This window comes from Williamwhitmania sp. (genome assembly GCA_035529935.1).
In the GTDB taxonomy this organism is placed as follows: domain Bacteria; phylum Bacteroidota; class Bacteroidia; order Bacteroidales; family Williamwhitmaniaceae; genus Williamwhitmania.
In genome coordinates this window covers 1-20,144 of the sequence record DATKVT010000120.1, presented here as the reverse complement: position 1 = coordinate 20,144, position 20,144 = coordinate 1, and the positions used below count along the sequence as shown (strand labels likewise).

Here is a 20,144-nt window from a genome sequence, read left to right as displayed (position 1 = left end):
TTCCATAACCACTGGCATTGGTAAAGGGGTTGCTCACGCGGAGGTAATTAGCCAGGGCGACCTTACCCTCGACTTTGCTAGCGAGTACATGCAGCGCAAGGATGAGATTGGTGCATTGTCGCGGGCAATGCAGCTGATGGTAGAGAAGTTGAGAGAGGTTGTAACGAACATTGCTTCGGGCTCTGAGAATATTCTTTCGGCTAGCTTGCAGATGAGCAATACCTCACAGGAGATGTCTCAGGGGGCATCTGAGCAGGCATCGTCTGCTGAGGAGGTGTCCTCGTCGATGGAGGAGATGGCCTCAAACATTGAGCAAAATACCGATAACGCGCAAGTGGCAGAAAAAATTTCGATTACTGGTGCCGAACGTATCCAGAAGAGCAACGAGGCTGCTCAGATGAGTATTACCGCCATGCGGGAGATAGCCGACAAGGTGAGCATAATCTCAGATATTGCTTTTCAAACCAATATTTTAGCCCTGAATGCTGCCGTGGAAGCTGCACGTGCAGGTGAGCAGGGGCGTGGATTTGCCGTTGTGGCAGCCGAGGTGAGGAAGTTGGCAGAGCGGAGCAAGGTGGCTGCTGAGGAAATTGAGCGCATTTCAAAAAAGGGGGTGCTACTTTCGGATGAGGCGGGGAAGATGCTTACGCAGGTTGTTCCAGAAATTGAGCGAGCTGCTAAGTTGGTGCAGGAGATTGCTGCGGCGAGCGTTGAGCAAACCAGTGGCGCCGAACAGGTGAATAGCGCCCTCCAGCAGCTGAACCAAGTTACCCAGCAAAATGCAGCAGCCTCAGAGGAGATGGCAACAGCATCGGAAGAGCTTGCCAGCCAGGCAGAGCAACTTCGGGATGTGGTTTCCTACTTCAGGGTTGAAGAGGGGCAAAAGGCAAAAAATAGAGTAGGTAGTAAACCACAACAACGTGCAATAAAAACGGCGGTAGCGCATCTGCATAGAGAGGATGCCAAGCCTACCGCTGGTAAAAGTAGCATGGGTAGAGAGTATAATTTGGCAGACTCCAACGGCGATTCAGCGTATGAGAAATTCTAGGTTGTCGCTAATAGTATTGTCACATTAATAAATAGGAGGCTTTTCATATGAACAAGACGTTACACATCGATTCATACCTCTCCTTCAGGTTAGGGGAGGAGGAGTATGCTGCCAATGCGGGGAAGGTCCTCAGCATATTGGAGCTCTCCAAGATAACGGAGGTGCCACAGGCGCCCTCGTTTATGAAGGGTATCATAAACCTGCGGGGGAAAGCTCTACCGGTAATCGATATCCGAATGAAGTTTGGGATGTCGCCCACGGTTTATGCACCTAATACATGCATCGTGGTTATGGAGATAGAGATGGATGGAAGTCACGTAGAGGTGGGCGTATTGGTGGACTCGGTACAGGCCGTGCTCGAGGTTGAGCAGGACAAGGTGCTGGATGCTCCAAGCATTGGGGAACGGTATAGGGCCGAGTTTATTGAGGGCATTGTCCAGAGCGGGGAGTCCTTTGTAATGCTGCTCGATATGGATAGGGTGTTTTCATCGATGGAGGTGGTTGCGCTAAAGCAATCGGCCTCTGGGTTGGAGGAAGAAGTTTTGGTTGAGGAAGCATAGGGTCGTTTTTTAACACGCTTGCCTGTCTCTGCATCTATTGATTAGCGTGTGGAGGCAGGCTTTTTTATCTTCAGAATTAGCAGTTACTGAAGGATTATTTCAAATAGCTTAATCCAATCACATGGACATGGGATTTTTAATTGAAAGGCATACTTTTTTTGTTGAAAATTCGTTTAATTGTTATCTAAAATCCAGTTAGCTATGGCAACAAACGATTTACGTAAGTGGGTATCGCAGTCGGTATCCGTAAAAATTTTTGTGGTGGGCATGCTGGCCCTCTTCCTGCTAATTCCGGCTGCCATGATTCGCAGCCTAATTCTCGAGCGTCAAGCCAATAGCGAGGAGGTGGTTAGGGAAATAAGTAGCAAGTGGGGCAACGAGCAAACCATCGCCGGGCCCATTATTTCGGTGCCCTACATGCGAAGAAGTATTGTTGATGGCAAGCAGGTTGTAGTGCGCGATTATGCACATTTTCTGCCCGATCAGCTTAACATTACTGGCAAGATGGAGCCCGAAATACGCTACCGTGGTATCTATAAGGTGATTGTTTACACTGCCGACCTCCAGTTCTCTGGAAATTTCCGCCATCCTGACTTTAGCGAATGGAAGATTAGTCCGGACGATATTCTATGGGACGAAGCCTTTGTTTCGCTTGGGATTCCCGATATGCGAGGCATAAAAAACGACCTAAAAATTACCTTCAACGGTGTTGATTATGAGGTTACTCCAGGCCTCGACAACCAGGATATTATAAAGCAGGGCGTTTCTGCCCGTGTGAAATTCGATACCGCTAGCGTTTATCCTTACAGCATTAAGCTGAAATTAAAGGGAAGCAGTGCACTCAGCTTTGTTCCTGTGGGTAAAGTTTCCAAAATTGCCATTGAGTCAACTTGGCCAACGCCCAGCTTCGATGGCGCCTTCCTGCCCGACAGCCGTAACGTTGGACCAAGGGGATTTACAGCCGACTGGACGGTTTTGAGCCTGAACCGGAATTTCCCTCAGACTTGGATTGGAAGCACCTACGATGTTAACGAGTCCGCCTTTGGCGTTAAGCTGCTCTTCCCCGTTGACCATTACCAAAAATCGGAGCGGGCTGCCAAGTATGCACTGATGTTCATTGCCCTCACCTTTATGGTATTCTTGTTTTCCGAAATTCTTAATCGACGGAAGATTCATCCGGTGCAGTATATTTTGGTTGGTCTTGCACTATGCGTGTTCTACACGCTGCTTATCTCCCTGAGCGAGCAGCTGGGCTTTGCCATCGCCTACATATTGGCGGCCATAGCCACCATCTCACTAATTGGCTCCTACGCGGTGGCCATTTTTAAGAATAAAAAGCAGTCGATGATGCTGATTGGCATTTTGGTTGTTCTCTACCTGTTCCTGTTCACCATTCTACAGCTGGAGGATTACGCCCTCATTATGGGTAGCATTGGCCTGTTTGTGGCATTGGCGGCGGTGATGCGCATATCGAGAAAGATTGATTGGTACTCGCCACTAAATGGAGATTCTGACGAAAAGAGTTAACCTCATTTCAAAGTATTAATTGGTTGGCCACGGGCTACTCCAATCGATGGTTTTAATTCCATTGGCTTGGAGTAGTTTGTGGCTGTTTTTTTTGCAAGATGCAAAACACAGAATTGCCTCAGAATATTTTGTTATTATTGCATCCATATATTTCAAAAAATATGGCACGATTTTTCTCCTTCACCTTCGTTCTCCTAATTTTAGCTGGTGTTATCAGCGGTCAAAATCTCGACATTAGGATACTCAGAACCATTAATCTGGATAGAAATAAACACTGGGATAAAACCATGCAGTTCATGTCGAATAGCGAGGCAGCTGTGAGCATTGCTACCCCAGCCGTAATTTTGGGTGTCGGTTTAATTAAGGGCGACCCGCAGATAAAGTCGGATGGAATTACCATTGCCTCCGCTTTTTTGCTATCCAGTGCCATGACTACGATTTTGAAATATTCCGTAAAACGACCAAGACCATTTACCACCTATCCCGATATTGAAAAACTTTCGGCTGGGGGTAGCTACTCATTCCCCTCGGGGCACACCTCCTCGGCCTTTGCCACCGCCACCTCGCTCAGCCTAGCCTATCCAAAGTGGTATGTAATTGTGCCCTCCTTTGCCTGGGCTTCAACGGTTGGCTATTCGCGCATGTATTTGGGTGTGCACTATCCTAGCGATGTGCTCGCAGGGGCGATTATCGGTGCTGCATCGTCGTATCTCTGCTACAAGGGGCAGCAGTGGCTCAACCACCGAAAAAAGAGGAAGGCTGAGCCAGTTGTGGCATTTTACTAGCCAATAATCAAAATAACGTCAGTACGACGTAATCATTATTGTTAATTCTGCTAAAATCCAGCCACCGACCGACCGCTTTAGCTTGCGCAGCCGGGGTCCCTTAGGCCAAAGGGAGCGTAAAAACGGCGGCTGTTTGAGCGAAGCAAACCGAACGCAGTGAGCTCAGCGAAGCTAATTTCGCCGTTTTAGCTCACAAGGCCGTTAAGGGTCGGCGAGCAGGCAGGATGCCCTTTTTCCTCCAATTTTTGGGCAAGCAAAAAGTGGAAGAGTAAAATGGATTTGCATTGCAACTCACTTTCCATGCTGCCTCGGAACAATGGCACAGCGAAACCGAACACGAAGCTGTATAAGCAATCAATTGTATCGGATAAGTTTTAAGCAAAACAACAGTGAAATTGCGTTTTCTTAATCTTACACACACGTTAAAATAATAACCTTAGAAAGTTATATGCCACGGAATGTGATTGGCCAGTAATCACCTTTTTCTATTCAGGACTTTCCGATGCTTCCTTCTTTGGCGCCAGAGGTCCTCTTAGATGAATTATCAACCCATTCAGAAAATTGCGCAGCACCTGGTCACCACAAGTTTTGTAATTTGGATGGTCCTCTGCCCGAAAAAAGGCCCCCAGTTCGGTTTTTGTAATGTTGAAGTCCACCAACTTCATAATTTCAACTATTTGGTCGTCGCGAAGGTGTAGCGCAACCCGCAGCTTTTTGAGTATTTCGTTGTTCGACATAATCTTAACTTTATGGTTGAAAACATGGAAGATGTGGTATCTGCCATTTATTGTTCAAAGATAAGGGTTTGCTGGCTATATCTGAGCGTAAATGACTTTAATGTGATGTTCCGAATCTCCAACTTCTAATTTTCTTCAGAATTGAAGAGGTATATTTGAAGTATGAAAATTCTTGTTGTTGAGGATGAGCAATCTCTGGCCGAGGATATTTCGCGCTATCTCACAAAGAACGGCTTTGTTTGTGAGGTTGCCGCAAATCTGGTCGAGGGTGAGCAAAAACTTGTTGGGTTTGCCTACGACGTGGTTCTGCTGGATATAAATTTGCCCGGGGGAAGTGGCCTTTCGCTGTTACCTCTTATCAAAAAACTTCACCCACATACGGGTGTCCTGATTATTTCGGCAAGGGGGGCACTTGACGACAAGATTTCCGGTCTAGACCTAGGTGCCGATGATTACCTCACCAAACCATTTCACCTTGCCGAGCTCAACTCCCGCATCAATGCCCTATTACGACGTAGATTCTTTGAAGGAAGCGCCAAACTCAACTTTAACGAAATTTCCATCGATACAAAGGATAGGCTTGTCACAGTTCAAGAAACCCCCATTGTGCTTACCAAAAGGGAGTACGACTTGCTGGTTTATTTGGTGGTGAATAAAAATGCCACGCTGAGCAAGGAGTCCATTGCTGAGCATATTTGGGGCGACCATATTGAGATGGTGGACAGCTTCGATTTTATATATACTCACATTAAAAACTTACGCCGAAAGTTGATGGAAAAGGGGGCGAAGGATTACATCAAAACGGCGTATGGGTTTGGTTATAAATGGAGCGACGAATGAAGCTAATTAGAATTACTTCGGCATATCAACTTGTGATGACGGCTGTACTGCTTGCCTTGGCTGGTGTTGGATTGTTCTTTGCAATACTCCAAATCCAGCAGCAGGAGACTGATGAGGCGTTGCAGTCTCAACACGACGATTTGGTAAGCTACATAAAGCAAGGTAAGCCACCCTTTTCAATTCCTCCAATGATGGTTGTCGATAGAATTGATAGCGCCAATATTGCTGCGCCATCCATAGCCACCATGGAGATTCCTGATACCGCTGAGGGGGATAGTGAGCCATACCGTCAGCTAATATCCGTTGCAAAGATTGGTGGTAGCTACTATCGAATTACAGTGCGAACGTCGTTGTTGGAGCAGCAAGATTTACTGGTTGCCATAGCCATAGCCATCGTTGTGGTTTATGCCTTGCTTCTGCTTGGTTTTTATTTGCTTGGACTTTTCCTTAGTAAGCGAATTTGGCGACCTTTTTATGCTACTCTACACCAGCTCCAGCAATTCAATGTGGCCGATGGCGGTAAGCTTAACTTGCCAAAAACCAGCATAATTGAATTTCAGGAGATGAATGTAGCACTTGAGCGACTCGCTGTTAAGGTTCATAGCGACTATAAGGCACTGAAGTCATTCACGGAGAATGCCTCACACGAAATACAGACACCTCTCACCCTTATAATTACCAAGCTGGAAACGCTAATGCAGGATTCGTCGCTACCACAACAGAAGGTTGACCAGGTGCACATTGCCTACCAGCATGCGTTGAGGCTGTCAAGGTTAAATTCGACCTTGCTGCTGCTTGTGAAGATTGAGAACAGACAATTTAGGATGGAGGAGGAGGTCGATGTTTTGACTCTGATTCAGGAGTTGCTGGAACAACTCTCAGATTTTATGGAGGCTAAGCAGCTGAAAATAAATTACAATATTGCCTCGAGACCAACATGGATTGCCAACGCAGAGCTGGCCTCAATCATGGTAGGAAACATCCTTCGAAATGCAGTTCAGCACAGCAACTCTGCGGGAGAAATTGTAATATCGTTGGGTGAAGATTCGTTACGCGTAATCAATTCAGGAGAGTTGGTGGAAGGTGATCCGGCTAGGTTCTTCGAACGATTTGCCAAAGCTTCCAAAGCTGGCCAATCTCTTGGTCTCGGTCTGGCATTGGTAAAACAGATCGCTGAGGCATTTAATTTTACCGTTAGCTATACCTATGCCGATGGACTTCATAAGGTGGAACTATTCTGGTAGAGGTTTTGAAGAATCGAATGGATTACACATTAAGGTTCTGTAGCAATAGCACAAGTTCATTGGCCCATCTATTTAAACTTCAAACTCCAAGTTTGCTTCAGATTCGGGTTTTACTTTTATGGCATTAACCATTAAACTCAATTTACAATGCGACGAATTATGCTTTTTATGGCCGCCAGCCTGCTAATGGCAGCTCAGGCCTGTTCAGTAAACGTGCCCAAGGATGTGAAGGATGCCTTTGCCAAAAAGTTTCCAACTGTTAAGTGGGAAAAATGGTCGAAGGAAAATGATAAAACTCTTGAGGCTGAGTTTGTGCTCGATGGCAAGACGGTATCTGCGCTTTTCAGTCTCGATGGAACTTGGATGGAAACGGAGGAGGAGATCGCGGTGGATGTGCTACCGCAGGAGGTAAAAGCGACCCTTGAAGCAAAATTTGCAAAGATGACTGTTAAAGAGTGCGAAAAGGTGACAAAGAGCAATAGCAGTTTGACCTATGAGTTGGAGATAAAAACAGCGGAAGGTGTTAAGGAGGTGGTGTTTAACCCTCAGGGCGAGATACTGAAGGTTGAAGCTGCCAGTGCTGAGGATTAGTTAATCGTCTTTTAATTTTGGAAGAAAGGGCTTACCTTTCTTCTTTTTTTTCATTGATATGCTGAAGACATTTTTTCTAGTTGCCTCCCTCTCTTTATGCCTCATAGCCAGCATAAAAGGGCAGGAGCAATTGGACTATTATCTCGACGCGGCGGTGGCCAATAGCCCGCTGCTCAATGCAAAGAAGAACGACCTGAGAGGAGCCAGCCTCGATAGTGCATTGGTTAGGGCCACCTACCGACCGCAGGTTGGCTTTACTGCCAATGTTGCCTACGACCCAATTATCAATGGGGTAGGCTACGACGAGGTTATTACCAATAAGCAGCAGGGTAGCACGCTTGTGCACTTCGATATGCTGCTACCGGGCAATCGGATGGTGAAGGCACAGAATGGCTTTGCAGCACTGAATCGACGATCGCTTTCGCTCGACTACTCCCTTACGGTTAAGGATTTAAAGCAACAGGTTACCAACCAGTATTTAGTGGTTTATGGCGATCAGCAGCAGCTTGCCTATCTGAAGGAAAGCTTCCAGCTGCTTCAGCGAGAGGACTCCATTTTGCAGCGGTTGGCCCGGGCAAATATTTACCGGCAAACGGACTACCTCACCTTTGTGGCATCCATGCGAAAGCAGCAGCTGCTGAGTATGCAGGCACTCTCTCAGCTAAAGTACAACCTTGGACAGCTGCGCTACCTTTGTGGAATTGAGGACACCAGCTTGGTTTCGCTCTCCAAACCTAATCTGCCATTGGCGGAGCTTGTGAATGTGGATAGCACGCTTACCACCCGTAAATTTACAGCCGACAGCATGCTCATTGCCAGTAAGCACAGCTTAATCGATGCCCAGTACCGGCCAACATTCAGCCTCCACGCCGATGCCGGATATCTCTCCTCATTTCTTTTCGAGCCATACAACAATTTTGGCGTTGGCGTTGGAGCCACTTTTGCCATTCCTATTTACGATGGCCATCAGCGGACACTGCAGCACCAAAGGGTTGTGCTTCAGGAGCAATCGTTGGGGTTTGAGAAGGGTAAGGTTGTACGTCTGCAGCAAATTCAGCGGCGCTTGCTGCGGGTGCAGCTCCACGACTTAGCCCAGCAGTCCAAGGAGGTGGAGGAACAGCTGAGTTTTGCCCACGCGCTGGTGGAGGCCAATAGGCGTCTGCTGGAGTCGGGCCAAGTGGATATACCCATGTTCTTTATGTCAATTCAAAGTTACATGGACCTTGAAGGGCAGAAGTGGTCGGCTGAGGTTACAAGATACATGCTCATTAACGAGCTGAACAATATTTCTGAATAGAAAATGCGATTGATATGAAATTCTTTTCGAATACTACCCTTGTAGGCACCTGGATTATAACGGCACTATTAGCTGGCTGTGCTAGCAACTCCAAAACCAATTCTGACGATACCACTGCACCCAGTTCGGAAGTTGAGATTACCTCCATGAAGGTTGGACCAATAGTGGACAAGATTGAGGTTTCTGCGACCTCCACCTTTCAGGCGCAAAGTGTTGTAAAGTCACCAATTGCTGGGTTTATTGTAAGCATAGCCGTCTCACCGGGGCAGCCCGTAGGTAGTGGCAACCTGCTAATGAAGTTGCAAACCAAGGAGTCACGGGCACTTGGCAATGCGCTCGATTCGGTGTCGGGCGGACTAAATCTCTCGGGCATTTGGAGCGTAAAGGCCGATGCAAAGGGGTTTGTATCGGAGGTTAGTCATCAGGTTGGTGATTACGTGCCGGAGGGTGAACCACTGGTTACCATTGTGCAGCAGCATAGTCTCGCCTTTGTGCTCAACCTCCCGTTTGAATGGCGTAACTTGGTTCAGGCTGGCATGCCCATTGAACTAACATTGGCCGATGGAAGCGAAGTTCAGGGTAGAGCGGTCCATCCGCTGCCACAGGGGAATAGCGGAGCACAAACAATTACATGGCTGGTGGCTGTTTCACCTACTAAGTTTATTCCTGCGGGTATTCAAGCAGTAGCTCGTATACCTTTCTACTCTGACAGAAAGGCTCAGCTGCTACCGAAAAATGCTGTTTTAACCAACGAGACGCAAACCTCCTATTGGGTGATGAAGCTCATTAATGACTCTACTGCTGTAAAAGTTAGCATTAAAAAAGGAGTAGAAGTGGGTGGTGAGGTTGAGATTCTTCAGCCCGCATTTTCTACCTCAGATAGGATTATTGTGGTTGGTAACTATGGGTTGGCTGATACGGCAAAAGTTCACATCACGAAAAGGTAAGATGAAGAAGAACATTTTTCACCTATATAAAAATCCAATTTCATTGGTGTTGGCAATTATTGTCATCAGTGGGGTCTTTTTTTATGGCCACATGCAGGTTTCTCTATTTCCTGAAATTACTTTTCCGAAAATTAAAATCATTGCCGACAACGGGGAGCAACCTGTTGACAAGATGATGATTTCGGTTACGCGCCCATTGGAAAATGCCATTAAGCAGGTTCCGGGTCTTCAGGTTATCAGAAGCACGACGAGCCGGGGTTCTTGCGAAATTTCTGCCTTCCTCGATTGGAAAACTGACATCAACCAGAGCCTTCAAATGCTTGAGTTACGATTAAACCAAGCCAAAAATCATCTGCCCTCCTCGGTTCAAATAGAAGTGGAGAAAATGAACCCATCCATTCTTCCGGTAATTGGGTTCACCCTCGAAAGTAAAACCAAATCGCCCATTGAGCTTAACCTTATTGCCAACTATGTTGTAAAGCCCTACCTCTCACAAGTGGAGGGTATCTCTCAGGTTGGAGTTATAGGAGGGAAAACGAAGGAGTATTGGATAGTATTGGATCCACAAAAAATGAGCAGTGTTTCCGTTACTCCGGCTCTGGTAAGCAGTGCTATGAATGAGAGTAATTTTGTTGTTTCAAACGGCTATTTGAGCGATTATAGAAGGCTTTACCTCACTATCACCAACGCTGGACTTTACGGCAAAAGCGACATTGAAAATGTGGTGGTGAAAAATGATGGGAGCAGGGTTGTTCGAATTAAAGATATTGCTACAGTTCAAGTTCGTGAAAAGGTGGAGTACACCCGCATAAATGCCAATGGACGGGAGGCCTTGCTGGTGGTGATACTTAAGCAGCCCAATACCAATCTGGTTGATCTTTCGAAAGAGCTGCTGCAGAAAGAGGAATCCTTACAAAAACTTTTGCCTGCAGGGGTAATCATGAAGCCCTACTACAATCAAGCGGATTTTGTGAACGATTCCATTAAAAGCGTTTCCGACAGCCTATGGCTTGGGCTTTTTCTAGCTATTGTGGTGGCAATACTATTTCTGCGTTCGCTTAAGGCGAGTCTCACCATACTTATTACCATACCTATCACTCTGTTTTTAACCATTATTGTGCTTTATAATATTGGCTATACGCTTAATATTATGACGCTGGGAGCTATTGCTGCTGCCATTGGTCTTATTATTGACGATGCCATAGTGATTATAGAGCAGCTGCACCGTGCACACGAAGAAAACCCTGATGTTGCAACATCAGAGTTGGTTCAGAAATCGGTTAACTACCTTTTCCCCTCCATGATTGGCTCATCGCTGAGCACCATTGTTATTTTTCTGCCATTTATTTTAATGAGTGGTGTGGCCGGTGCCTACTTTAATGTGCTAACCAACACTATGATTATTACCTTAATCTGTTCATTTTTTGTAACCTGGCTCGGATTGCCGGTAGTATATCTTTTGCTTCCGAAAATAAAGGGAAAGTGGCACAAAAAGAGTTCCAATGAGAAGGTGGTGAAAAGAAGGGGATGGGTTGGCTATTTTATACACAGACCCTTGGTTAGCATTACTTTCATTGCATTGCTTGTTGCCTCTATTTTATTCGTTCTTCCCAGATTACAGACAGGCTTTTTGCCCGAAATGGATGAAGGCTCAATTGTGCTTGATTACTCTTCACCTGCCGGCACTTCGCTCGAAGAAACGGATCGGATGCTCCGTGAGGTGGAGAAGATTATTGTGAAAATACCCGAGTTTGAGGCCTACTCGCGGCGAACTGGTGCACAAATGGGTTTTTTTATTACTGAACCTAACCGAGGCGATTACCTCATCCAGCTCAAAAAGAACCGCAGCCGAACCACCGAGCAGGTTATTGACGATTTAAGGAGAAGGATTGAAGCTTCCCAGCCAGCCTTGCGCATCGATTTTGGCCAGGTAATTGGAGATATGCTGGGAGATTTGATGGCTTCGGTGCAGCCTATTGAGGTGAAAATATTCGGCACCGACCCTCAACGGTTGAATAATATTGCTGGGAAGATTGCTGCCGATATTGAAAAGGTTCCCGGCACAGCCGATGTTTTTGATGGGATAACCATTGCCGGGCCATCGGTGGATGTTGTTCCCAATCTGCCCAAGCTTGCTCAGTTTGGCATTTCGCCAGTAAACTTTCAGTATCAGCTGCAGACGCAGCTGGTTGGCAACTTGGTGGGCAGCATTCCCGAGAAGGAGCAGTATGTGGACGTTCGAATGATTTACCCCGATGCTAATAAATCAAGCGTTGAGAAGATGAAGCAGCAATCTATTTTCCTGCCTGATGGAGAACTTAAACCCTTACAGGAATTTGCTAGCATTAATGTAAAATCGGGCTCAGCCGAGATAACACGTGAGAACCTACAGCCTGTGGCAATTGTTACTGCCCGGTTGAATGGTCGCGATCTTGGCAGCGTGATGAAAGATATTCAAAAGACGTTGGGCGAACATATCTCCCTGCCACAAGGCTACTACATTTCCTATGGAGGAGCATATGCCGACCAGAAAAAATCGTTCAGCGAGTTGCTGCTCATCTTAATAACTTCCTGTTCGCTGGTATTCACCCTAATGCTCTTTCTATTTAGAGATTTTAAGGCCGCATCAGCCATTGTGGTAACGGCTATTCTGGGTGTAGGAGGCGGTTTTGTTGCTCTTTTTGTAACGCATACCCCCCTGAATGTTGGTAGCTATACAGGTCTCATAATGATTGTTGGGATTATTGGCGAGAATGCCATATTTACCTTTCAGCAGTTTCTTACAGCACGAAAATCGCTACCCGCCGATGAGGCATTAACCATGGCAGTTTCTACCCGCTTGCGACCCAACCTAATGACGGCTCTAGGTGCCATTGTTGCGTTACTACCGCTGGCATTGGGCATTGGTGCTGGTGCACAGATGCACCAACCATTGGCCATTGCAGTTATTGGTGGTTTTATTGCGGCTTTGCCGTTGCTGTTGGTGGTGCTGCCTAGTATGCTGTATATGTTGGTAAAAAAACGGTAAACGTAAGTGATTGAAATTGTATTTTAATAGTGAATTGTGTCTTTATGACATCCGGTTCTTAATGAATATTGTAACAAAGCCCCATCCTAATGTGCAGAATGGGGCTTTGGCAAGTTTGTTTTAGTTGGTCTATTCGAGCTGGAACATTGGCTTGTGCTGGAAGTTAAATCTAAAACCAATGCGATTGACGCTATAAGCTAGAATTAGTTTCCCTCTGAAGCATTTATATTAAGGCTGTTGTAACTCATTATATGAGTGTGTTGGCATAGAATGTAATGGTCATTAGATCACCCTTGTCGTTGAACGACAAGCGGTTTCGCTTCACGTAATCCTTTATTGTTGGTCCCAATTCTCCCAATGCTTTAATATAGCTATCACCTTTTTTGTCTATGGCAATAATATTGCTATCATTGACCTGCACATAGTACTGTTCCTTTACAATTAGCTGGTCATTTTTATTTCCCACCGCCATAGTTGGGTTATAGTTTGAGGGCAGAACTGAGGGATAGTGAAGCGTCAAGAGTTTGATTTTGCCAGGATAAACCAGCTCAAAGAAATTCTTCTTTAATTGTTCATTATCATCTTTATAGGCAAGGAAAATAAACTTCAGACTGCCGATGGTAACAGACTTGATCTTCTCGGGGGCACCAATACTATAGACTATCTGCTTATGTTTGTAGGTCATTTCGCCAGAGTAGAAGTTGTATCGGAGCAGGATAATTGGAATAGTATCACCGCTATTCATGACAATGGATCCTTCATCCCAGTTGCTTTCTAGGTAAGGTGATCCATCAAGCTGAGGCCGATTTTCAGATGTAACTATTTTGTTATAGCCTGGAGGTAATGCAAAATATTTTTGTGCACTACATTCAAGTTTAAAGAACAAACTTGCAATAACTAGAAGGGTAATCTTTTTCATTTAAAAGTTTTTTTTGGTTGAAGGGCTTTATGTAAACAAAAGTAGCAATAGATTAATTAGATGCAAATCATCTCCATCAAATTATTATTTGTTTATTATGCCCAGTTTTGTTATACATCTGATATTTGTAACTTTAGCGAATGACAAGATTTCTTCAAAAAATTCATACGATCTGCTGCTGACCATTATTGGAGCAACTTTAAAGAAATGCTCTGTTGCAGTCTGAAATTATACAGCATGCATATTTGTTTGAACTTATACAAATAATTGCGGATAAGGTATCTTCTCATTGATACCTTATCCGCAAAATATTTATGGTTTGGATAGATATATTACATATTCTTGTTGATATATTCAACCAATACAACCAAATCATTTTCATCTTTGAAGGAGATACCTTTTTCTTTGATGAATTTTTTTACTTTTTGTTGGTCTCCATCGGTGAATTGTGCCAACACACTCTTACCTCTTTTATCAATGGTGATAAATTTATCTTTATAAATCATGCAGAATTCCTCATTGAGCTTAATCTCGTCATTCTTGTTACCAACATCCATAGCGGGGTTGTAGGAGGCTGGCGTCAAGGTAATAAAGTAATGACGATAGAAACTTGCATTTTTGCCCAATTTTAATGCTTCAAAGTAGTCTTTAGCAATGACTCCTTTTTCTAAATATGTCAAATACACAAAGGTTCGATGGTCGAAGGATATCGATTTAATATTTTCTGGAGCTCCAATTGCATAGACTTTCCCTTCATTCTTGTACTGCATCTCCTTGTGGTAAACGTCGTAGCGCAGCATGATGGAATCGATAACCTTATTTCCATTTAAAAAGATTTCACCTAAGCTAAAATCTTTTTGTAAAAATGGAGATCCATCAATTCCGGGAACTGACTCCTGAGTAATGATTTTGTTATACCCGGGAGGAAAATCTACTCTGAACGTTTGTGAAAAAGCGCTGAGACTCGAAAAAATACCAACCAGCAGAATAATGCTAATTTTTTTCATTGGGTTTGGTTTTAAGTTAAAAAATTCTGTTTCATCTTGTATTTAAGTATGTCAAGATCAATATTATTTGTCAAGCAATGGAACGGTGAAATCAGCATGTTAACTTCTCATAATTCATAAAAATTAACTTGTTAGTGAGCGCGCATTGGATCAATTCTTTGTCTTTTAAGATGACTAACTATGTTCACCTTCCAAATTTCAAAATAATGTTCTCCGAAAACTGTTCCTTTAGATTAACTATTTCAACGAAAAACATCATTGGATTATTATTATCCCTTCTCTATAATTACAAGAGCCGTGTGTTGAATTTTACCCTATGAATAATTGATAATTTATTGTCATTATTCATTTATTTAGTGCTAATTCGTTGCATTAAAATACGATACGTATTCTGCTCATTTTTTATGAAAGCACCACCTGTGTTAACAAATCTTGTGCCAATGACTTAATCAAAATTGAATTTGGTCAAAATATCCCCTGTTTTTACTCTATCCCAATCTCATCAATAAAAATAAACGAGGGGTTTCCCGCACCCAGGTGCCATTTTGGGAGCGGTCCGTATCCATGGCCAACCACCTTTACGTAACGGGCCTTGATATCCACAGTTGCCGCAAAATCCTTGGTCACCGACTCTGTAACAGTATCGGCCACTGTATTTGGCACTCGAGTCGCAAGATAGTATGTGTTACCATCGATGGAGGTGAAAAACTCCACCGAGGTGGGCATCATAATCCAAGCACCGGCATCCTGCAAAAATCCTGCCCACAGCTTATGGATGGGTTTTGTGGCATGTAGGTCGATCACTGCTTCAAAGTCCTGTCCTTGGTAGCCCTGCCAGCCGCCCAACCGGAAGTTCTTTGCCCCGCGAATTCCGTCGATTAATGCTTCGGGACCACCGGCGGTGTATTGCCGACTCACCTTCGATTCAATGGCAATGGTGCGGTCGGTTTTTACCTGAATGTAGCTGCCCTCCACCGCAAAGCTGTGACCCTTGCCTGGCACTACGGCAACTGCCTTAACGGTGGCGGATTTATGCAAGGTAATGGGGGAGCTGTAGCGGTTGCTCTTTTCGGTGGGTTCGCTGCCATCGAGTGTGTAGAATATTTTTGTACCCACTTCGGGACATTTAATGCCAACGGTGATGGAATCGCGAAAAGTCCGGTCCGTGGCCTCTAGGTAGGGAACGGTAATCATGGAGCTGTCGATGATTTCGGTGGATGGCTGGTTTCCTGCCCCAACACCCCACGTGTTGTTGGGCTCAGCGCCCATTACGTATGAGAACGTTCCGCCATGCATAATGTCGGCATGCTCAAGGAAGCACTTACTGTATGGCTTCCCGTTGAGCGTGGCACCTTGAATGTAACTATTCTGGTTGCTTACGTTGGGGGCATCAATTTTAAAGGTTTTCCCATTTTCGAGATGAATGGTTACCGATGGGAACCACGGGGTGCCGATGGCATACTGGTTGCTGCCCGGGCAAACCGGGTAAAACCCCATGGCGCTCATTACCAGCCAGGCGCTCATTTGCCCACAATCCTCGTTACCAATGAGGCCGTCGGGTGCGTTGGTATACATCTCGTCCATAATCTGACGAGCGCGCTGCTGCGTTTTCCATGGCTCACCAAGGTAGTCGTAGAGATAGGCCATGTGGTGGCTGGGTTCGTTGCCGTGAGCATACTGGCCAATAAGCCCGGAGATGTCCACCTGCTCCCTACCGCTCACATTCTGTTGCGTGGTGAAGAGCTCGTCCAACTTCCTGGCAAGCTTTTGAATGCCTCCTTGCAGGTTGGCCAATCCGGTAATATCCTGCGGTACGTAGAAGCTGTACTGCCAGCTGTTGGCTTCCGTAAAGTTAAAATCCACCTCGGTAGGGTCGAAGGGCTGCTTCCATCCGCCGTTGATACGGGGCCGCATGAACCCGGTTTGCGGGTCGAACATGTTGCGGTAGTACTGCGCACGCTGGATATACTCGTGGTAGGTGCTACTATCGTTTAGCTGCTTCGCCATTTGGGCAATGCACCAGTCGTCGTAGGCATACTCCAGCGTTTTCGACACCCCTTCCGACCCCAGGTCGCCCGGGATGCAGCCGTGGGTGCGGTATACGTCCAGCCCAAACTGGTTCTGCATGGCGCTATGCTTCATGGCCTCCAGCGCCAGCTTGGCGTCAAAGCCGCGAATGCCCTTCATGAAGGCGTCCACAATCACCGGCACGGAGTGGTAGCCAATCATGCAGAAGGTCTCGTTGGCCGAGAGTTCCCAAACTGGCAGCAGTCCACCGTTGCGGTAGTCGGCCAGAAAGGTGTTGATAAAGTCGCTGGTTCGGTGGGGATCAATTATGGTCATTAGTGGGTGGTAGGCCCGGTAGGTGTCCCACAACGAGAATACGGTGTAAGGGGTGAACCCCTCCGCCTTATGCGGCTTAAGGTCGGTGCCGAGGTATTGCCCATTGGTATCCATAAACAGGTTGGGCACCACCATGCAGTGGTAGAGCGCCGTGTAGAATGCCACCTGCTGGCTGTGGGTTCCACCTGAAACTTCTATCTTGCTCAGCTCATGGTTCCAGCTGGCCAGGGTTTGGTTACGAACAGCGTCAAAATCCCACCCTTTGGCCTCGGCATCCATGTTGGATAGGGCACCATCGATGCTTACGGCTGAGAGTGCCACCTTTACCACAATTTGCTCACCCTCTTTGGTTTTAAACTGGAAATTGCTCTTTAGCGCCTTGCCCGATGCGCGCCCGCGAACGGGACCAAAGGGATCGGCAGGGACGCCTTTAAGCGGAGTTATAACCATCGCACTCTTTTCGTTGGTGGCGGTAAAGGCCTCCTGAAATGGCTTGGAGAATTTTATGACGAAGTATACAGGTTGCCGCTCGGCCCAAGCCTTGGAGAGGCGGTAGCCGTGAACCTCGGTATCGCTCACCACCTCAATCCAGGAGTCGAGCACCTCGTCGCGGTGTTCCAGGTCGAGCAGTATATTGGCCTCCTTGCTCTTGGGAAAGGTGTAGCGGTGGTAACCCACGTGGGGGGTGGCGGTGAGCTCCACCTTTACCCCGGGCTTATCGAGGAACACGGTGTAGTATCCGGGTTCCGCCTTTTCGGTGGTTTTGCGGAAGGGGGAGGCGTATTCGCTGTTGGTGGTAACCGGTTTGCCCAGCGTGGGAACCAGCAGCACGTCGCCGAAGTCGGAACAGCCGGTGCCGCTGAGGTGGGTATGCGAAAATCCGTAGATCACCGAGTCGGAGTAGTGGTAGCCCGAGCAGCCATCCCATCCGGTGAGGCGGGTATCGGGGCTCAGCTGCACAAAGCCAAAGGGGGCGGTGGCGCCTGGGTAGGTGTGGCCGTGGCCGCCGGTGCCAATAAAGGGGTTGACCAAGGAGGCGGGTTGCGGTTGGGCAAAGGAGAGTGCTGGGGCAATAAGGATTATGTATACCAGCAGGTTGCGTAGCTTCATGGTGTTGTGCGATGGTTTGATGGTAAACTTACCAAATATCTGGGAGAAATCGAGAAGTATGATTACCCCAAAGTGATCCAGCCATGCTGCTTTTGTAAAGATTTCGGCATTGAAAGGATACATAGATTTTTATAGTTTCTGTTTTTTTTCATAAATTTCCTTGTTGATAACAGCAATGCCTATCCGTCCTTATTGTAGAATAAAGTTCATAAAGTGATGATTAAGGTTAGCAAGGTTATACATCGTGGTGTAGAACAATTTAAGCTCGATTTTAGCTACGATTTGGCGATTATTGCACAGGTTAAAAACATTGAAGGTGCAAAGTGGAGCCAAACGCTTAGGGCATGGCTAATTCCATTCACAAAGGAGGCGCTGAATACCCTCAAGGCAACTGGGAACGAGCTGGATATGTCAAGGTTTAAGGTTGGTGCAGGGAACAGCCAGGATATGAAAAGGCCATCGGAAAAACTGCCATCCCCCAATTCTGAGAATGTTTTAGAGCCTACAAAGCTGAAGTCCGGAAATGCAGTGAGCATTATGGTAACTGGCCGGAAGATTGCTCTAAAGATGCCCAAAAATGAGGTGGACATTCGGTTTCTTAATACCCTGAGGTATAGCCGATGGAACAGGGCCAACTTTGTGTGGGAGATACCCAACTACCCCGGTAACCTCGACCTAATAAAGGATCATTTCCAAGGCCGAATAGGCGAAATTGTTGTAAACGAAAGCATGGGTATAAGCTTGAATAAGCAAGCTGTTTCAGTTGATAGGGATGAGCTGCTGGTTATAAAAACCTTAGCGGGTAGGCTGCGCATTGTTTCGGCCTACAATAGCAATCTTCAATGGCTGATTAAAAAAATTCCCTACCACCGCTGGGATAGCAAGAACAAATGGTGGACGACCCCATTTTCAGAGAGTATTATGGCGCAGCTTAAGGAATTCTCTTCCTTAGAAGGGTTGAAGATCAAGCTGGAACACGAGGAGTCTGGCGAGCAGGGGCTAAAGCGTGCCAATTCTTTCGATATACCAAACTATAAGGAATGTCCTGAATCGATGAAGCTTAAGCTGTTGGAACTTCGCTACAGTGAAAGAACCATCCGGACATACTGTTCCATGGTGGAAGAGTTTATCAACTTCCACTATCGCTATGAGCTCGACAAAATTACAGAGCCGCAAATTATTGAGTTTTTGCGATTTTTGGTGATGGAGCGGAAGGTATCCACCTCGTACCAGAACCAAGCCATAAATGCCATTAAGTTTTACTACGAAAAGGTGCTAGGTGGGCAGCGTAAGTTTTACTTTATCGATCGTCCAAAGAAAGAGCGTACGCTGCCAACTGTGCTAAATGAGCAGGAGGTGAAAGCGCTATTTAGCTGCGTGGATAACCTGAAGCATAAAACCATGCTAATGCTGGCCTACTCGGCCGGGTTGCGGCTTGGAGAAATTATTCGGCTAAAGCTCATCGACCTAGATCGAGAGCGGATGCAAATAAGGATCAGCCAAAGCAAGGGAAAGAAGGATCGATACACAAAGCTATCGCACAAGTTTCTTAACACCTTTGATAAATATTTGGAGGAGTATAGGCCCAAGGTTTTTGTATTCGAGGGAGCAGCAGGCGGTGAGTATTCGCCAACTAGCTTACAAAACGTTATAAGAGCCGCAGCAAAGAGGGCGGGTATAGAGAAGCATACCACTATGCACACCCTGCGCCACACCTTTGCCACCCACTGTTTGGAGCATGGCGTGGATTTGCGCTATATCCAGAGCATGCTGGGGCACGACAGCAGCAAGACCACTGAGGTATATACCCACATTACCACCAGAGGCTTCGATCAAATAAAAAGTCCATTGGATAGCTTGGATATTTAGTTTTTTTTTGTAAGTTTGAAATACGAACGAATGACAGAAATGGTAAGAATTAGCTGTGGACGTACCTGCTCACCACTGATAGTGGCATAAGAACATTAAGGAGCAGGTTTGTCTAAGGCGGAAATAACAACCATAGCTGCGTTTATACACTCGTTATGGTGCATTTTAATTGAACGACACGAATGACAAGACTTTTAACAATTTTGGTTCTCATTCTGACAATTAGTTTTCTTAGTTGTGGACAGATAATAAAAGAAAACCAAGAAAAGACATCAAATTCGAAATTGTTTCA

Annotated in this window: 15 protein-coding genes; 11 read left to right on the top strand and 4 right to left on the bottom strand. The window is 46.0% G+C overall.

The genetic code is table 11. The features are described from left to right. From VMW01_09200 to VMW01_09185, 4 genes are all read left to right on the top strand, one after another. Nucleotides 1-1,048: methyl-accepting chemotaxis protein (locus tag VMW01_09200; GenBank protein ID HUW06427.1), on the top strand; the 1,048-nt coding region annotated here is incomplete at its 5' end. Nucleotides 1,049-1,095: 47 nt separating this feature from the next. Continuing rightward, nucleotides 1,096-1,608 carry a chemotaxis protein CheW gene (locus VMW01_09195; protein HUW06426.1) on the top strand — a complete coding sequence of 171 codons (513 nt, stop codon included), beginning with the start codon at nucleotides 1,096-1,098 and terminating at the stop codon, nucleotides 1,606-1,608. Between the two features lie 201 nt (nucleotides 1,609-1,809). Further along, the gene (gene creD, locus VMW01_09190) at nucleotides 1,810-3,135 is read left to right on the top strand and encodes a cell envelope integrity protein CreD (protein HUW06425.1); all 1,326 of its coding nucleotides are present in this window, start codon (nucleotides 1,810-1,812) and stop codon (nucleotides 3,133-3,135) included. A gap of 161 nt (nucleotides 3,136-3,296) precedes the next feature. After that, the gene (locus tag VMW01_09185; protein ID HUW06424.1) at nucleotides 3,297-3,920 is read left to right on the top strand and encodes a phosphatase PAP2 family protein; all 624 of its coding nucleotides are present in this window, start codon (nucleotides 3,297-3,299) and stop codon (nucleotides 3,918-3,920) included. Nucleotides 3,921-4,405: 485 nt separating this feature from the next. Here the strand turns inward: VMW01_09185 and VMW01_09180 are convergent, their stop codons facing one another. Continuing rightward, nucleotides 4,406-4,657, bottom strand: coding sequence for a DUF1456 family protein (locus VMW01_09180; GenBank protein HUW06423.1), 252 nt, complete (start codon nucleotides 4,655-4,657; stop codon nucleotides 4,406-4,408). Between the two features lie 162 nt (nucleotides 4,658-4,819). Here VMW01_09180 and VMW01_09175 point away from each other — a divergent pair, with 162 nt between their 5' ends. The 6 genes from VMW01_09175 (at nucleotide 4,820) to VMW01_09150 (ending at nucleotide 12,604) form a co-directional block, all read left to right on the top strand. Further along, nucleotides 4,820-5,497, top strand: coding sequence for a response regulator transcription factor (locus VMW01_09175; GenBank protein HUW06422.1), 678 nt, complete (start codon nucleotides 4,820-4,822; stop codon nucleotides 5,495-5,497). After that, nucleotides 5,494-6,741: a HAMP domain-containing sensor histidine kinase gene (locus VMW01_09170; GenBank protein ID HUW06421.1), complete on the top strand. Its 1,248-nt coding sequence runs from the start codon at nucleotides 5,494-5,496 to the stop codon at nucleotides 6,739-6,741. Before VMW01_09175 ends, VMW01_09170 begins: the two co-directional genes overlap by 4 nt. Nucleotides 6,742-6,888: 147 nt before the next feature. Beyond that, nucleotides 6,889-7,332, top strand: a complete 444-nt coding sequence (locus tag VMW01_09165) for a PepSY-like domain-containing protein (protein ID HUW06420.1) — start codon at nucleotides 6,889-6,891, stop codon at nucleotides 7,330-7,332. 58 nt (nucleotides 7,333-7,390) lie between these two features. Further along, nucleotides 7,391-8,629, top strand: a complete 1,239-nt coding sequence (locus VMW01_09160) for a TolC family protein (protein HUW06419.1) — start codon at nucleotides 7,391-7,393, stop codon at nucleotides 8,627-8,629. Nucleotides 8,630-8,643: 14 nt separating this feature from the next. Next, the gene (locus tag VMW01_09155) at nucleotides 8,644-9,576 is read left to right on the top strand and encodes an HlyD family efflux transporter periplasmic adaptor subunit (protein HUW06418.1); all 933 of its coding nucleotides are present in this window, start codon (nucleotides 8,644-8,646) and stop codon (nucleotides 9,574-9,576) included. A 1-nt stretch (nucleotide 9,577) separates the two neighbouring features. Continuing rightward, entirely contained in the window at nucleotides 9,578-12,604 is a 3,027-nt protein-coding gene (locus VMW01_09150) for an efflux RND transporter permease subunit (GenBank protein ID HUW06417.1), read from the top strand. Nucleotides 12,605-12,851: 247 nt separating this feature from the next. On the opposite strand, the gene VMW01_09145 is transcribed toward VMW01_09150, so the two are convergent. The 3 genes from VMW01_09145 to VMW01_09135 form a co-directional block, all read right to left on the bottom strand. After that, the gene (locus VMW01_09145; GenBank protein HUW06416.1) at nucleotides 12,852-13,523 is read right to left on the bottom strand and encodes a hypothetical protein; all 672 of its coding nucleotides are present in this window, start codon (nucleotides 13,521-13,523) and stop codon (nucleotides 12,852-12,854) included. A 332-nt stretch (nucleotides 13,524-13,855) separates the two neighbouring features. Next, a complete protein-coding gene (locus tag VMW01_09140; GenBank protein HUW06415.1) occupies nucleotides 13,856-14,530 on the bottom strand; it encodes a hypothetical protein in 675 nt (224 codons plus the stop codon). A 483-nt stretch (nucleotides 14,531-15,013) separates the two neighbouring features. Further along, nucleotides 15,014-18,106 (bottom strand): GH92 family glycosyl hydrolase, encoded by a 3,093-nt coding sequence (locus VMW01_09135; protein ID HUW06414.1) that lies wholly within the window; start codon nucleotides 18,104-18,106, stop codon nucleotides 15,014-15,016. Nucleotides 18,107-18,199: 93 nt separating this feature from the next. On the opposite strand from VMW01_09135, the gene VMW01_09130 reads away from it, so the two are divergent. After that, nucleotides 18,200-19,852 carry a tyrosine-type recombinase/integrase gene (locus VMW01_09130; protein ID HUW06413.1) on the top strand — a complete coding sequence of 551 codons (1,653 nt, stop codon included), beginning with the start codon at nucleotides 18,200-18,202 and terminating at the stop codon, nucleotides 19,850-19,852. Nucleotides 19,853-20,144: the final 292 nt, after the last annotated feature.